Source organism: Terriglobales bacterium (assembly GCA_035454605.1).
Lineage (GTDB): Bacteria > Acidobacteriota > Terriglobia > Terriglobales > Acidobacteriaceae > DATMAB01.
On the sequence record DATIGQ010000033.1, the window covers coordinates 1 to 14,827 of the forward strand.

The window sequence follows — 14,827 nt, forward strand, 5'->3', positions numbered from 1 at the left end:
TACATGACGGTTCACTGCGGCGTGATGAGGGAGCATTTGCCGCTGACGATGGGCCGCGTGACGGGCATCGTCAGCCGCGGTGGCTCGCTAATTGCCAAGTGGATGATGACGCACCGGCAGCAGAACCCGCTGTACACACACTTTGACGACCTGTGCGACATTATGCGGGAATATGACGTGACCTGGAGCCTGGGCGACGGCCTGCGGCCCGGCTCGATCGCCGACGCTTCGGATAAGGCCCAGTTTGCCGAGTTGGAAGTGCTGGGCGAGCTGACCGAGCGCGGCTGGAAGAACGGCACGCAGGTGATGGTCGAAGGTCCGGGTCACATCCCGATGGACCAGATCGACATGAACATCAAGGAGCAGATTCGCATCTGTAAGGGCGCGCCGTTTTATGTCCTTGGGCCGCTGGTGACCGACGTGGCGCCCGGCTACGACCATATCACCAGCGCGATCGGCGCGGCGCTGGCCGGCTGGAGCGGCGCCGCGATGCTGTGCTACGTCACGCCCAAGGAGCACCTGGGCCTGCCCAACGACAAGGACGTGAAGGACGGCATCATCGCCTACAAGATCGCGGCCCATGCCGCCGACATCGCCCGTCACCGTCCGGGCGCGCGCGACCGCGACGACGCCCTCAGCTTCGCGCGCTACAACTTCGACTGGGAAAAGCAGTTCGCGCTCGCGCTCGATCCCGAGACCGCGCGCGCCATGCACGACGAGACCCTCTCCGACGACTACTACAAGACGGCGGCCTTCTGCTCCATGTGCGGCCCCAAATTCTGCTCCATGAACTATTCCTCGAAAGTCGACGAGTACAACAAGGAAGTACACGGCCTGGAAAAGAAAGACCTCTCCGGGCTGGTGACGAAAATCCTGAAAAGTTAGGCGTCAAGGCCGCAGTCTGGAGCGTCAAGTCCTACGCCAGACAGGGGTCGGCAGGCTTGGGCTCTGGTTCTAGGCGGCCGTCGAGGACCTCGCGCACCTTCTCGAGCAAGGCGGGAGGCGTGAACGGCTTCTGCAGGAAATGGGTGCCGGGATCGAGCACGCCGCGATGGACGATGACGTTGTCGGTATAGCCGGACATATAAAGGACGCGCATGCGGGGACGCATGACTGCCAGCTTGCGGGCAAGCTCCCGGCCGCTCATGCCGGGCATCACCACGTCGGTGAGCAACAGGTCGATATTGCCGGCGTGCTGACGGCAGAAGCGCTCGGCCTCCACCACTCCACCTGCGGGAAGCACGTAGTAGCCGCTGCCTCCCAGGATGCGACGCGCCAGTTCCCGCACCACGGCATCGTCTTCCACCAGCAGGATGGTTTCGCCGCCCCGTTTGGCTGCCGATAGTGGCTCGTCGCCTTCGTCATCAGCGGGCGCTTCCACGCGCGGCAGGTAGATGGTGAAAGTGCTGCCCTCGCCGGGAGCGCTTTCCACCCACACGTAGCCGCCGCTCTGCTTCACGATCCCGTACACGGTGGAAAGTCCCAAACCCGTTCCTTTTCCCTTCTCCTTGGTAGTGAAGAACGGCTCGAAGATGCGGCCCACGGTTTCCTCGTCCATGCCGCAGCCGGTGTCGCTGACGGCCAGCATGACGTAGGAGCCAGGCGCTACACGGAAGTGGCCGAGGGAACGGGGTGCTTCGACCTCGACGTTACGTGTCTCAAACATGAGGTTGCCGCCGTCGGGCATGGCGTCGCGCGCGTTCACCGCCAGGTTCATGATCACTTGCTCGAGCTGGCCGGGATCGGCGCTTACCGAGCCAAGGCTGGCCTCCAGCGACAGGTGGATCTCGATGTCCTCGCCGATCAGCCGTTCCAGCATCTTCTCCGCGTTCAGCACCAGGCTGTTGAGGTTGAGCACGCGCGGCTGCAAGACCTGACGGCGGCTGAAGGCCAGCAACTGGCGGGTGAGCGCCGCGGCCCGATCTGCCGACTTGGAGATCTGCCTGAGATCGAGCGCCTGCGGCGAATCCGGCTCCAGCGACTCCATCAGGATGCTGGCGTAGCCGGTGATGACGGTGAGGACATTGTTGAAGTCATGGGCGACGCCGCCGGCCAAGCGTCCTACCGCTTCCATCTTCTGCGCCTGGCGCAGTTGTTCGCCCAACTGCATGCGCTCGCTGACGTCTTTCACCACCACCAGCACGGCACGGCGGCCGGCGAATTCCAGTCCTTGCGCCGTGACCTCGACGTTGAGCACGCGACCGTCCTTGTGGCGATGGCGCCATTGCCCGAAGTGGGGGCCGGAAGTCTTGAGCCGATTGAGCCGCACGGTGTTCAGGAAGACAGGCACGTCCTCGGGAGGCCGGATGTCGGTCACCTTCAAGGCAAGAAACTCGGCATGCGTGTAGCCGTACTTCTCGATGGCGGCGTTGTTCACTTCGAGAAAACGGAGCGTTTGCCGGTCATAGACCAGCATGGGCTCGGGGTTGGAAGCAAACAGCAGCCGGAACTTCTGCTCGGCCTTCTCCAGCATGTCGAGCGTGTACTCGAGCTCTCCGAAAGACCGGTAGGCCGCCAGGAAACAGGAAAGGGCAGCCATCAGGGCCGCCAGTTGCACAAGGTTCGAGAGGGTCCGATTGAGAGGTCCGTGAGCGACCACCAGCACACCGGTGAGGTGAGCGGCAATCAACACTCCGCCCGAAACCATGATGCTGCGTGGAGTCCGCACCTACCGAAGCCTACGACCTCTCTTGGATTCCCGAGCGAAACAGGACTTCCTGCGGAAACTGGGAGGACTGCAATGTGTGAGCGGATGCCTTCCCTGCGACTCCGATGGTCCCTGCGGGCCAAGGGCCCGACAGAAGCTGCCTGTATCAGGCCGATGGGATGCAGCTCGGCCGTTTTTGTTACGGCAATGTTAACGAAAACTTTCGAGCACTGCCGCCGCGCGGTTGAGCGCCTGGGCGAGCTCGTCGAGCTGCTGGCGGGCGCGCGCGGCGTCGCCGGCGTCGGCCGCTTCCGTCACACCCGGCAGAACCACCGCCGCATAGCCGGTGAATTCGCCCGGGGCATAGATGGAATGCCGGTACCAGGGACGATTGGGAAGGCCGTTGGGCAGCAGCAGGGCGCGTTCCGCCTCGCGCAGCGTGCGGTTGACGCGCGCGGCATCGGTGGCGGGATTACGCTGGGCCTCGCCCATCGCCTTGCCGGCCGCCTGGAGGCGCCGGGCCGCGGCCAGGGCAGCGGTGAAGTCCGGAGCATCCTTGCCCAGGGATGAGGCCGCCTTCTTCTGCGCATTCTCCAGGTGAGCCACGACTTCACGCCCGTAGTTCTCATAGTCGAAGGGCAACACGTCCGCTTCCGAAAGGCGAAGCGCCTGGATGCCAACCACCCGCGCCATCTGCTGCAAGTAGCGGAACTCCGGATCCGCGAAGCGGCGGAACCATTCGAAGTTGTCGAACACGGAGTGATAGACGCCGTAGTCGCCGTCGGAGCTGACGTCAATGGAGGGAACTCCGGCATGCTGCAGGAACGGAGTGTAGTCGGAGCCGCTGCCCAGGTCGCCGACCTTGGCTTCCGCCGGTCCGGAGCCCGCAGACTCGTGCCCACCGGCCGACCCCGGCATTTCCGGGTTGGGCTTCTGCGCCAGCCAGGCTTCGTACAACGGCATTCCCTTCGGGCTCGCGACCACCCTGGCAACCTCGCGCACGAAGGGCTTGAGCGAGGGCACAGCGGAAGCGGTGAAGTTCGATCCGGCGACGGCCGAGTCGATGTTGAGATACGCCACTACCCCGGCCATTTCCTTGGCGTGCTGTTCCACCCACTCGGTGGACCCGGTGAGACCGAACTCCTCCGCGTCCCAACTGGCGAAGATCAGCGTGCGCCGCGGCCGCCAACCGGTCTTCAGCAGCTCGCCGATGCCGGCAACCGCCTCCAGTTGCGAGGCGGTGCCGCTGTTGGGATCCACGGCGCCGTACACCCAGGCGTCGCGATGATTGCCATTGATGACCCACTCCTCGGGCAGTTCCCGCCCACGCACCCGGCCGATGACATTCCAGATGGTGCGGTAGGCGAAGTCCTGCTTCAGGCTGAGCTTGACGCGCACCGGCCCCGGCCCTACGTGATACGTAAAAGGCAGCGCGCCCTGCCACTCGCGAGGAGACTCCGGCCCGCCAAGGTTTTCCAGGATCGGACGCGCGTCGCCGTAGGAAAGCGGAGTCGTGGGAATGCGAGGCACGTTGGCGGCCTGTTCCGGCGGCGTCCGCTGTGCTTCCGGCAGCGAAGGCAACGAGGCCATGCCGGGCGTGGTCGGATCGCCCGGGTATTTGAAGATGTACTTGATGGAGCCACGCTGCACGGCGCTTTCCGGACGCCAGGCGCCGCGGGGATATATATCGCCCTTGAAGTAGCCGTCATCGATGGGATCGGAATAGATGATGACGCCGGCGGCGCCGTTGAGCTGGGCGGTATAGGCTTTCACGCCACGGAAATTCGAGCCGTATCGCACCACCACGATCTTGCCGGCTACATCGGCGCCCATCTCTTTCAGCTTGCGGAAGTCCTCCGGGCGGCCATAGTTGGCGTAGATCACTTCGGCCTCGACTTCGCCCGAGGGTGAGAAACCGTTGTAAGCCGTGACCACCCGCGGGTCGGACTGGAAAGGATCGCCGGCCACATGCTCCGGTGTCGGCCCGGTGAAGGTACGGCCGTCCGGCAGCTGGATGAGCACCGAGATCTTCCCCGGATAGTTCATCCACACCTTGTATTCGACGATCTCCGTCTCCAGGCCGGCCTTGCGGTATTGCTCGGCCACGTACTCTGCGGTCTTGAAATCACCGGAAGTGCCTGCAAGGTGAGGCTCCGCGGTCAGGATTCGCAGATGCTCGCCCGCGCGCGCCGCGTCGGGCACGGCCAGGAAGCGGTCCTCCAGCTTGTGCTGCGCGGCCGGGTCCCGGAACCCTGTGATAGGAGCGGCAGCCTGTTGTGCAACTGCGGCGGATGCGAAGAGAACAGCAACGGCGAGGAGCGCGAGCGACCTGGCTTTCATCCAATCTCCCGGGGGTGACGGCGCGGACGACAGCGCCGCCGGACTTTCGACGCCTACACTATAAATGACAGAGAGGCGATGAAGACGACCGAGCCGGAAGCGGTCCGCGGATGGCGCACGACGGCAGAAGCCCCTGCGTCCCAAGCCACCGACGCCGACCGAATGACGCTCAACGGCACGGCCGCTTCCCGCGCGCTGCAGGGCGTGGCGGTCGAAGAGCCGGTCGCGCCGCAACTCCCGCCGGTGTCGCTCCCCATCCCGCGCATGGTGAGCGCGCTTCGGCATCGCAACTTCCGCCTGTTCTGGACGGGCAACTTCCTTTCCAACATCGGCACCTGGATGCAGAACGTGGCCCAGGGCTGGCTGGTGCTGGAGCTTTCCAATTCCGCCTTCTGGCTGGGCGTGGTGGGCTTTGCCGCCTCGGCGCCCATGCTGGTGTTCACGCTGCTGGGCGGCGTGATTGCCGATCAGGTGGACCGGCGGCGCCTCTTGATGCGCACCCAGGCGGCCATGATGATCTTCGCCTTCGTGCTGGCTGGGCTGACCTGGTTCAAGGTGGTCAACCTGCCGGAGATCCTGTTGCTGGCTTTTGCCACCGGCGTGGCGATGTCTTTGAACACGCCCAGCTACCAGGCGCTGGTGCCGGAACTGGTACCGCGCGAGGATCTCACCAACGCCATCGCACTCAACTCGGCACAATTCAACATGTCGCGCGTGATCGGGCCCACGCTGGGCGGGTTCGCTATGGCCTGGTTCGGCGTGGCGGGCAACTTCTTTCTCAACGGCCTGAGTTTCCTGGCGCTGCTGGTTGCGCTGGCCCGTATGGAATATCCGCCGCGCACCAACAGCGACGATGGCGTGGGGATGCTGGAAAAACTGGGTGAGGGCTTTCGCTACCTGTTCGAGCAGCGCGCCATGCTGATGCTAGTGACCCTGGTCGGCCTGGCCAGCATCTTCGGCTTTCCTTACCTGATGTTCCTGCCGCTGTTCGCGCGCGACATCCTGGGCGTGGGAGAGCGCGGTCTCGGCGTGCTGATGGCGGCCAGCGGACTGGGCGCATTCCTCGGCGCCGTTACCATCGCCTGGCTGGGACGCGTGCACCGTCGCGGAAGATTCGTCACCGTTGCCGGCTCGGCGTTCCTTACGGTCGTGATCCTGTTTTCGTTCTCGCGCTGGTTCGCCGTCTCGATGGTCCTGCAGTTCTTCGCGGGCTACAGCATGATCCTCATGGTGGCTACGGTGAACTCGCTGCTGCAGCACCTGGCCAGCGAAGAGATGCGCGGGCGCGTGATGAGCATGTACGCCACCGCCTTCCTGGGCTTCGCGCCTGTCGGCGCACTGATGGCCGGGTCGCTGGCCGGGGTGATGACGGCGCCGGTGGCGATTGCGGCCATGTCCGCGCTGGCGCTGGTGGCGAGCCTGTCTCTCTACTTCTCGCGTCCCGAACTGCGGTGCCTGGATTGAGAATCAGTGGGCTTCGCGAATGGGATAGCGCAGCCGCAGGACGGTCGGCTTGGCGGAGCCGTTGGGAATCACCACGAAGAGGTTGTCGAACTCGTGGGCCGGAATCCCGACGTCTTCGGTGTCGCCCAGCACACGCAGCATCTGGGGAACGGTGTTGGCGTGTCCCACGATCAACACGACGCCATTGGGCTGCTCCTTGCGGATGCGATCTACCAGTTCCTTGGGGTCCCTCTGGTCGGCCAGCGTGACCTTCAAACCGAGTTGCTTGGCCAGCGGTGCAGCCGTGCGCATGGTGCGAATGGTGCGCGTGGAGTAGATGGCGGTAATGCCCGCGTCTTTCAACAGGTCGGCGAGCGCCTGGGCACGGGCGTCTCCCTGGTCGGAGAGCGGAGTAGCAGGATCATCGGAGTTGTAGCGTTTCTCAGCGTGGCGCACCAGGATAACGGCGCGCTGGGCTTCGCAGAGCGCAGGAGCGACAAGGAATACGAGCAGGCAGAAGGTAGTGAGCTTCATGTGGCTCTTGGATGCAGTCTCGACCGTAATCACTTCCGCTTCAGCACTTCGTGCACTGCCTTGACGATGTAGGGCGCGGTCAACCCGTACTTCTCCATGAGCTGGTCGGGCGTGGCGGATTCGGCGTAGGTGTTCTGGATGCCGACGAATTCCATGGGCACGGGCGTGGAGCGGGCCACGGCCCGCGCCACCTGGGACCCGAGCCCGCCGTCGAGCAGGTGCTCCTCGGCGGTGACGATGGCGCCGCACTCTTCCGCGCTCTGCGCCACGGCGGCTTCGTCGAGCGGCTTGATGGTGTGCATGTCGATCACACGCGCGGCAATGCCTTCCTCTTCCAGCATGTGCTGCGCGCGCAGCGCGTACTGCAGTTCGTAGCCGCAGGAGACGATGGCCACGTCGCGGCCGGTGCCGTGTACCTTGGCCTTGCCGATCTCAAAGGTGTCTTGCGGACCGTAAAGGATGGGCGACTTGGCGCGCCCGGTGCGCATGTACACAGGACCGACGTGCTCCGCCATGCGGCGGACCAGGGCGCGGGCGGAGAATTCATCCGCCGGCACCAGGACCACGAAGCCCGCCAGGCCGCACATGAGCGCGATGTCCTCGACCGATTGCTGGCTGGGACCATCCTCGCCGATGGAGATACCGCCATGCGAGCCGCAGAACTTGGCGTTCGCCCGCGGATAGGCAATGCTCATGCGTAACTGGTCGAAGCCCTTGTTGGTGAGGAAAACGGCGAAGGAAGAAGCGAACGGGATCTTGCCCTGCAACGCCAGCCCGCCGGCGATGCCCACCATGTTGGCCTCGGCGATGCCCACTGTCCAGAAGCGGTCGGGGAATTGCTGGCCGAACTTGGCGCTGTAGGTGGACTTGGCGAGATCGGCGTCGAGCGCCACGATGTTGGGATTCTCGCGCCCCAACTCCACCAGCGCCTGGCCGTAGGCCTCGCGCGTGGCAGCCCCCATCTTGAGCTCGAATTTGGTCCCCGTCTTCATGGCGGCGGTAGCTTCCATGATAGCTTCTGGCTCCTAGCTGCTGGCTCTGGAATTGAGACGTTGCAAGCAACGCCTTTACAGCCGGCTCCCATGCCCTAGAACTTCGCCTCCAGCTCCTTGACGGCCGCCTCCACCTGGTCCGGCTTGGGGGCGACGCCGTGCCATTCCACCTTGTTCTCCATGAAGGAAACACCCTTGCCCTTCACGGTATGGGCGATGATGGCCGTGGGCCGGCCGCTGGAATTCGCGCGTGCCTGCTCCAGCGCCGGAATCACCTGGGCGAAGTCGTGACCGTCGATCTCGACCGTGGTCCAGTTGAAGGCGCGGAATTTCGCCACCAGCGGTTCCAGATCGATGATGTTGGCGACGAAGTCGTCGAGCTGGATCTTGTTGTAGTCCACGATGCAGGTCAGGTTCTGAAGCTTCTGGTGGCCGGCGAACATGGCCGCCTCCCAGATCTGGCCCTCCTGCACTTCCCCGTCGCCGACCAGGACAAAGGTGTGGTAGTCGCGCTGGTCGAGCCGCGCCGACAGCGCCGAGCCGACGCCGATGGAAAGACCCTGTCCGAGCGAACCGGTGGAAGCTTCGAGAATGGGCAGCATGCGCTTGTCCGGGTGGCCCTGCAGCGGCGAGCCCAGCTTGCGCAGCGTCATCAGCAGCGCCGCATCGATGTAACCGGTCTCGGCATACGTGGCGTAGAGCACCGGGCAACTGTGCCCGTTGGAGAGGATGAAGCGGTCGCGGTCGCTCCAGGTCGGGTTCTTGGGATCGTGGCGGAGCACGCGGAAGTACAGCGCCACCAGCATCTCGACCTTGGAAAGCGACCCGCCGGGATGGCCGCTGCCCGCCGCGCCCAGCATGCGTACGATGTCGATGCGCATGCGATTGGCGATGCGCTGGAGTTCCTCGATGGACTTCGCCTGTGAGGCGCTCATGAAGGCGTTCCCGCTCCCGCCGCGGCGCGACGGCCGCGGGCGGATTTCACCGTCTTCTCGCCGCTGGCTGGAAAAGCACGTGAAGGACCACCGGCAGCCTCCGCCGCCTCACGCGCGCGCCGCACCAGGTATCTTCCCCGGCCGGTGAAAAAGCGAGCCAAGCGCCTGGCCACATCCTCCAGCAGCACACGGTCGGTCTTGCCGAAGGCGTTCTCGCGGTCGCTTTCCACATCGATCACGCCCAGCACCTTGCCGGCGATCTTGATGGGCACCACGATCTCCGACTTGGTCTCCAGGAAGCACACCCGGTAGGTCGGGTCGTGGCTGACGTCGGGAACCACCTTGATGATGCCGCTCTGGCCAGTGGTGCCGACGTTGCCCACGCCGAAAGCGAAGGCATGACATGGCGGCACGGGACCGCGGAAGGCTTGGCGCACCACCTGCTCGCCGATGACGAGATAGATGCCGATCCAGAAATAGTGGCGGCCGTCGAAAAGGGTCTCTACGACTTCGTCAAGCAGCGACGTTCGTGAGGAGGAGATGTACTTGGCGGCAAGCACACGCTCGACGTCGGCGAGGACTTCGCGTGGGGAACGGTAGCGTTTCAAGCGCTACTCCTGTTGGGATTTTTCGGGAACGAGGCTAGTGTAACCGGCCCGCAGAAATACGGCAACGACAGAGATTTGTGGAAAATGCAGTATGTTCGAGGCTCCCGGGAGGGGGCCCTTCTATTTCGCAGAGGCTGGCGCCTCGGCCGGTTTGGCGGTGGCGGTGGTCGTCGCGGGCGCCGCGAGCCAGCCGCGAATCTCGGGCAGCACCGGGCGGGTGGCCTCTTCGCCGCGGCGGATCAGTTCGCTGGCGCGCTCAAAGGCGTCATGCGCGAAGCCGGCCACGTCGGGCTCCAGGATGAGGTCGGCAGCGGCCTTCCACTCCCCACACATCTTGTTCTGCGCGATGGAGAAGCACTGGGCGATGATCTCCAGCACGTGCTGCGGGCCGTCCTTGCTTACCCAGCTCGCGCGCAGGTGAGAGGCCAGGACACGTTCCGCGCCCATCTGGCGCAAGGGGACCGTAGGCACCGAGTAAGCCAGCAGGCCGTCCACCATCAGGCGGCCGTTGACCTCGACCGGCACAAACACGCCGGGATAGGCGCAACTGGCGCGTATGGCGGGAATCAGCGGACCCGAGCGGAAAACCACCGGCTGGCCGCTGAGGAAGTCGGTAGCCACAACGGCCAGCGGCATCTCCAGCTCTTCAAACGTCTCGACGCGGAGGATCTTCTTGAGGAACGGAACCATGCGATCGTTTGACGCCAGTCCATGGCGGGAGATGGTCCAGCGGGCAAAGTCTTTCCAGCGCACCGAGTGCGCCATGGCTTCCATCTCAGGCAGCGGCACACCGCTGGCGTAGATGGCGGCCAGCAACGCGCCCACGCTGGTGCCGGCCAGGTAGCGGATAGGGATGCGCTCCGCCTCCAATACCTTCAGAACTCCGATGTGAGCCAGCCCGCGGGCGAAGCCGCCGCCCAAGGCTACCCCGATGGGCGTCACCCGCTGAGGGTGGACAATCTCGGTGACGGGACGGGTGAGCGTCCTCCAGAAAGCTTCGAGCGCGCGTGCGACCCGGAAGGGCATGGTTCCCTGCCTACTCCTAGGATGCTCCAACTCTCCGGCCAGCGAAAGATTACTTCCGGGTTCCGGGGTCACCGGGAGGGGCTGGAAGTAACGATTTCGCTTGACTGAATGAATGTTCATTCAGTACTATACCAGCAATCTGATAGGGCGCGCGCCGCTGCCATCCTCACCCCCGAAATCCACCGCGGCGCGCGCCGTAGTCTTTAGGCCTGGTTTCTTTGATTGCCAGGTCACAAAACGGGCCCTGCGCCCGGAGGAGCGTGAACCATGACCGGCGCTCGCCTCCCTTCTCTGCGGCCGCCACGCCCGCTCCCTGATACTGCTACCATCTGTCGCCGGACGTTGCGCAGTTCCGAACCGGCATCGGTTCCCTCCCTTCACCATGCATAAGCGCATTCATAAGGTCGCGGTACTCGGAGCCGGCACCATGGGGGCGCGGATTGCCGCTCATCTGGCCAACGCCGGCATCCCTTCCCTGCTGCTGGATATCGTGCCGCCGGACATGCCGGCGACCTCGAACCACGCGGCGAGGAACAAGATCGCCCAATCCGGCCTCGATGCGGCGCTCAAGTCCAAGCCCGCTGCTTTTTTCGAGCCCGCGCTGGCCCGGCTGGTTACGACCGGCAACTTCGAAGACGACCTGGGCCGGATCCGTGATTGCGACTGGGTCATCGAAGCGGTCACGGAGAACCTAGAGATCAAGCGCTCGCTGCTGAAGAAGGTGGAAGCTGCGCGGCGCCCGGGCGCCATCGTCACCACCAACACCAGCGGCCTGCCGGTGGCCAAGATCGCCGAGGGTTTCTCGGAGGATTTCCGGCGTAACTGGTTCGGAACGCATTTTTTCAATCCGCCTCGCTACATGCGGCTGCTGGAAATCATTCCCACGCCGGAGACGGAGCGCGCCGCGCTCGACGCGGTCACCCACTTCGCGGACGTGGCTCTGGGCAAGGGCATCGTGTTCGCCAAGGACACGCCCAACTTCATTGCCAACCGCATCGGGACGTTCTCCGTGCTGAACGTCATGCGCTTGATGCAGCAGATGGATCTTTCCATCGAAGAAGTGGACGCGCTGACCGGAACGGCGGTCGGGTGGCCGCGCTCCGCCACCTTCCGCACCATCGACCTCGTAGGCTTGGACGTTCTCGGGCACGTGGTCCGCAACCTGACCGAGAACGTGCACGACGAACGCAGTGACCTGGCCCTTCCCGGATTTTTCGCGCAGATGCTCGACCGCAAATGGCTGGGCGACAAGACCGGCGGCGGCTTCTACAAGAAGACCAAGGGCGCCAATGGTGACGAGCGTCTGGGACTGGACTGGAAAACGCTCGAGTATCGCCCGCAGCAGAAGCCCAAGTTCGCGGCGCTCGAAATGGCGCGCAACCTCGAGAGCCTCCCCGAGCGGCTGCACACGCTGCTCTCCGGCGACCCGAAGGACAAAGCCGCACAGTTCCTGTGGACGGCGCTCGCTGAGCTATGGACGTACTCGGCCAACCGCATCGGGGAGATCGCCGATTCCGTCGTCGAGATCGACCGCGCCATGCGCATGGGCTTCAACTGGGAACTGGGGCCGTTCGAGCTCTGGGACGCCGCCGGGGTCGAGGCCACCGTTGTCCGCATGGAGAAGGAAGGCAAGCCGGTCGCCGCCAACGTCAAGAAGCTGCTGGCTGCGGGCAAGAAGTCCTGGTATGCGGACGCGGCCGCGGCTCCTTCCGGTCGCGCCTACTTCGATTTGGCCAAAAGCAACTACTGCGACGTCGAAGTCCCGGCGGGCGTGTGGTCGGTGGAGGTAGCGAAGAAGTCGCGGGGCGTGGTGAAGAAGAATGCCGGCTGCTCGCTGGTGGATCTGGGCGATGGCGTCGGCTGCCTGGAATTCCACTCGAAGATGAACTCCCTCGGCGGCGACATCGTGCAGCTCGTGAGCCAGGCGCTGAAGCCCGGCGGCCCTGGCGACGCCTTCGACGCTTTCGTCATCACCAACGACGCGCAGCATTTCTCCGTGGGCGCGAACCTCATGCTGTTGCTGATGGCGGTGCAGGAAGAAGAGTGGGACGACGTGGACCTTGCCATCCGCCAGTTCCAGGGCATGACCCAGGCCATCAAGTTCTCGCCCAAGCCGGTGGTGGTGGCTCCCTTCGGCATGACGCTGGGCGGCGGCACGGAGATTTCGTTGCACGCCGCGGCGCGCCAGCCGCACTGCGAACTGTACATGGGACTGGTCGAAGTGGGCGTGGGCCTGCTGCCCGGCGCCGGCGGCTGCAAGGAGATGCTGCTGCGCGCGCTCGATTCCGCCGGCTCCATCCGCCCGGAAGGCAGGGGCGAATCGGTGGAGATGATGGAAGCCATGAAGCGCGCCTTCGAGACCATCGCTATGGCCAAAGTCTCAACCTCGGCGCACGAGGCCCGCGGCTACGGCTTCCTTTCCGACTCCGACCGCATCACCATGAACCGGGAGCGCATTGTGGCCGACGCGAAAGAGCGCGCGCTGGAGCTGGCCCGCGCCGGCTACGCGGCACCCGTGATGCGCACCGACATTCCCGCCCCCGGCGAGAACGTGCTGGCCACGCTGAAGCTGGGCGTTCATCTCATGCGCCAGGGTGAATACATCAGCGACCACGAAGTGAAGATCGGCAACAAGGTGGCCGAGGTGCTCTGCGGCGGCAACCTCACGCCGGGCACTCCGGTGAGCGAGCAGTACATCCTCGACCTGGAGCGCGAGGGCTTCAAGTCGCTGTGCGGCGAGAAGAAGACGCAAGAGCGCATTCAGTACACTTTGAAGACGGGGAAGACGCTGAGAAATTAGGTATCAGAGGTAGTGAAATGAGAGACGTGGTAATCGCATCTTCCGTTCGTACCGCGGTCGGCAAGGCCTACAAAGGCACGCTGCGGGCGACGCGCCCGGACGACCTGGCCGCCATCGCTATCAAGGGAGCGCTCGAGCGCGTGCCCCAGCTCGATGCGCGCGAGATCGAGGACGTCATCCTGGGCTGCGCCATGCCTGAGGCCGAGCAGGGCATGAACGTGGCGCGCATCGCGGCCTTGCGCGCCGGGCTGCCGGTCGAGACTTCGGCCATGACCATCAACCGCTTCTGCTCTTCCGGCCTGCAGGCGATTGCGCTTGCGGCGGAGCGCATACAAGCGGGCGGTGCCGAAGTGATTGTCGCCGGAGGCACCGAATCCATGTCGCTGGTGCCCATGGGCGGCAACAAGGTGTCGGCGAATCCGTGGCTGATCGAACACTACCCGGATTCCTATCTCTCGATGGGCCTCACGGCCGAGCGCCTGGCGAAGCGCTGCGGCATCACGCGTGAGATGGCGGATGAGTTCTCACTGCACAGTCATCAGAAGGCGCTGGCCGCCATCGCTGCGGGGAGATTCGAAGACGAGGTTGTGCCGGTGCCGGTAAGCTTCACCACGCCCAATGGCGCGAAGCCGAAGCGAACCGAGATCGTTTTCAAAGTCGATGAAGGACCGCGCGCGGATACCTCCATCGAAGCGCTGACTAAGCTGAAACCGGCGTTTCATGCCAAGGGCACGGTGACCGCAGGCAATGCTTCGCAGATGTCCGATGGCGCCGCCGCAGCGGTGGTGATGTCTGCCGAACGCGCCCAGCAGCTTGGCATCAAGCCCCTGGCGCGCTACGTCTCCTTCGCCACCGCCGGTTACAAGCCGGAAGAGATGGGACTGGGCCCGGTGTTTGCCATTCCCAAGGCGCTGAAACTGGCCGGGCTGAAGCTGGAAGACATCGCGGTCATTGAATTGAACGAAGCGTTCGCGGCGCAATCGCTGGCCGTGATTCAGGAGGCCGGACTCAACCCCGAGCGCGTAAACCCGAACGGCGGAGCCGTCGCGTTGGGGCATCCACTGGGCTGCACGGGAGCCAAGCTCACAGCCACAGTGATCCGCGAACTCAAGCGCCGCAAGGCCCGCTACGGCATGGTGACCATGTGCGTGGGCGGCGGCATGGGAGCGGCCGGCATCTTTGAGAACCTTGATTAACCACAAAGGACACGAAGGACACCAAAGGAATCAGGTGCAGGTTACGGCGACAAATAGGCCCAGAATGACCGCCGACGGAGTGAGCCACGCGGTCATCACTGCCGCGATGAAGGTACACTCAGCCCTCGGCCCTGGACTGCTTGAGAGCGCCTATGAGGCCTGCTTACAGCACGAATTGCTCAAGATGGGTCTCAAGGCGGAGGCGCAGGTCGAATTGCCGGTGGTTTATGACGGCATCAAGCTGGATCTTGGTTACCGAATCGATTTGCTTGTCGAAGATCTCGTCATTGTTGAGCTGAAGTCGGT

12 protein-coding genes are annotated in these 14,827 nt (G+C 64.3%); 5 read left to right on the plus strand and 7 right to left on the minus strand.

The features are described 5' to 3' along the window. Window positions 1-885: phosphomethylpyrimidine synthase ThiC (gene thiC / locus VLE48_02325; GenBank protein ID HSA91820.1), on the plus strand; the 885-nt coding region annotated here is incomplete at its 5' end. 31 nt (window positions 886-916) lie between these two features. On the opposite strand, the gene VLE48_02330 is transcribed toward thiC, so the two are convergent. Both VLE48_02330 and VLE48_02335 read right to left on the minus strand, forming a co-directional pair. Beyond that, entirely contained in the window at window positions 917-2,668 is a 1,752-nt protein-coding gene (locus tag VLE48_02330; protein HSA91821.1) for an ATP-binding protein, read from the minus strand. A 189-nt stretch (window positions 2,669-2,857) separates the two neighbouring features. Next, entirely contained in the window at window positions 2,858-4,987 is a 2,130-nt protein-coding gene (locus VLE48_02335) for a M28 family metallopeptidase (GenBank protein HSA91822.1), read from the minus strand. A gap of 78 nt (window positions 4,988-5,065) precedes the next feature. Between VLE48_02335 and VLE48_02340 the strand changes: the two genes are divergently transcribed. After that, window positions 5,066-6,451, plus strand: a complete 1,386-nt coding sequence (locus VLE48_02340; GenBank protein HSA91823.1) for an MFS transporter — start codon at window positions 5,066-5,068, stop codon at window positions 6,449-6,451. A gap of 3 nt (window positions 6,452-6,454) precedes the next feature. On the opposite strand, the gene VLE48_02345 is transcribed toward VLE48_02340, so the two are convergent. From VLE48_02345 to VLE48_02365, 5 genes are all read right to left on the minus strand, one after another. Next, a complete protein-coding gene (locus VLE48_02345) occupies window positions 6,455-6,997 on the minus strand; it encodes a phosphoglycerate mutase family protein (GenBank protein ID HSA91824.1) in 543 nt (180 codons plus the stop codon). Further along, entirely contained in the window at window positions 6,994-7,974 is a 981-nt protein-coding gene (locus VLE48_02350; protein ID HSA91825.1) for a transketolase C-terminal domain-containing protein, read from the minus strand. Before VLE48_02350 ends, VLE48_02345 begins: the two co-directional genes overlap by 4 nt. Window positions 7,975-8,051: 77 nt before the next feature. Then, window positions 8,052-8,891, minus strand: a complete 840-nt coding sequence (locus VLE48_02355; protein ID HSA91826.1) for a transketolase — start codon at window positions 8,889-8,891, stop codon at window positions 8,052-8,054. Next, window positions 8,888-9,499 carry a GAF domain-containing protein gene (locus tag VLE48_02360; protein HSA91827.1) on the minus strand — a complete coding sequence of 204 codons (612 nt, stop codon included), beginning with the start codon at window positions 9,497-9,499 and terminating at the stop codon, window positions 8,888-8,890. Before VLE48_02360 ends, VLE48_02355 begins: the two co-directional genes overlap by 4 nt. A gap of 120 nt (window positions 9,500-9,619) precedes the next feature. Next, a complete protein-coding gene (locus tag VLE48_02365; GenBank protein ID HSA91828.1) occupies window positions 9,620-10,525 on the minus strand; it encodes a patatin-like phospholipase family protein in 906 nt (301 codons plus the stop codon). A 382-nt stretch (window positions 10,526-10,907) separates the two neighbouring features. Here VLE48_02365 and VLE48_02370 point away from each other — a divergent pair, with 382 nt between their 5' ends. The 3 genes from VLE48_02370 to VLE48_02380 form a co-directional block, all read left to right on the plus strand. Then, the gene (locus VLE48_02370) at window positions 10,908-13,325 is read left to right on the plus strand and encodes a 3-hydroxyacyl-CoA dehydrogenase NAD-binding domain-containing protein (GenBank protein HSA91829.1); all 2,418 of its coding nucleotides are present in this window, start codon (window positions 10,908-10,910) and stop codon (window positions 13,323-13,325) included. Between the two features lie 17 nt (window positions 13,326-13,342). Next, window positions 13,343-14,521, plus strand: coding sequence for an acetyl-CoA C-acyltransferase (locus tag VLE48_02375; protein ID HSA91830.1), 1,179 nt, complete (start codon window positions 13,343-13,345; stop codon window positions 14,519-14,521). Between the two features lie 64 nt (window positions 14,522-14,585). Further along, on the plus strand, window positions 14,586-14,827 hold a 242-nt coding region (locus VLE48_02380), incomplete at its 3' end, for a GxxExxY protein (GenBank protein HSA91831.1).

Bases quoted from the DNA above. Each gene is read 5' to 3' on its own strand.
- VLE48_02365 (HSA91828.1), bottom strand. From the start codon at position 10,525: ATGCCCTTCCGGGTCGCACGCGCGCTCGAAGCTTTCTGGAGGACGCTC.
- VLE48_02375 (HSA91830.1), top strand. From the start codon at position 13,343: ATGAGAGACGTGGTAATCGCATCTTCCGTTCGTACCGCGGTCGGCAAG.
- VLE48_02340 (HSA91823.1), top strand. From the start codon at position 5,066: ATGAAGACGACCGAGCCGGAAGCGGTCCGCGGATGGCGCACGACGGCA.
- VLE48_02355 (HSA91826.1), bottom strand. From the start codon at position 8,891: ATGAGCGCCTCACAGGCGAAGTCCATCGAGGAACTCCAGCGCATCGCC.
- VLE48_02335 (HSA91822.1), bottom strand. From the start codon at position 4,987: ATGAAAGCCAGGTCGCTCGCGCTCCTCGCCGTTGCTGTTCTCTTCGCA.
- VLE48_02370 (HSA91829.1), top strand. From the start codon at position 10,908: ATGCATAAGCGCATTCATAAGGTCGCGGTACTCGGAGCCGGCACCATG.
- VLE48_02350 (HSA91825.1), bottom strand. From the start codon at position 7,974: ATGGAAGCTACCGCCGCCATGAAGACGGGGACCAAATTCGAGCTCAAG.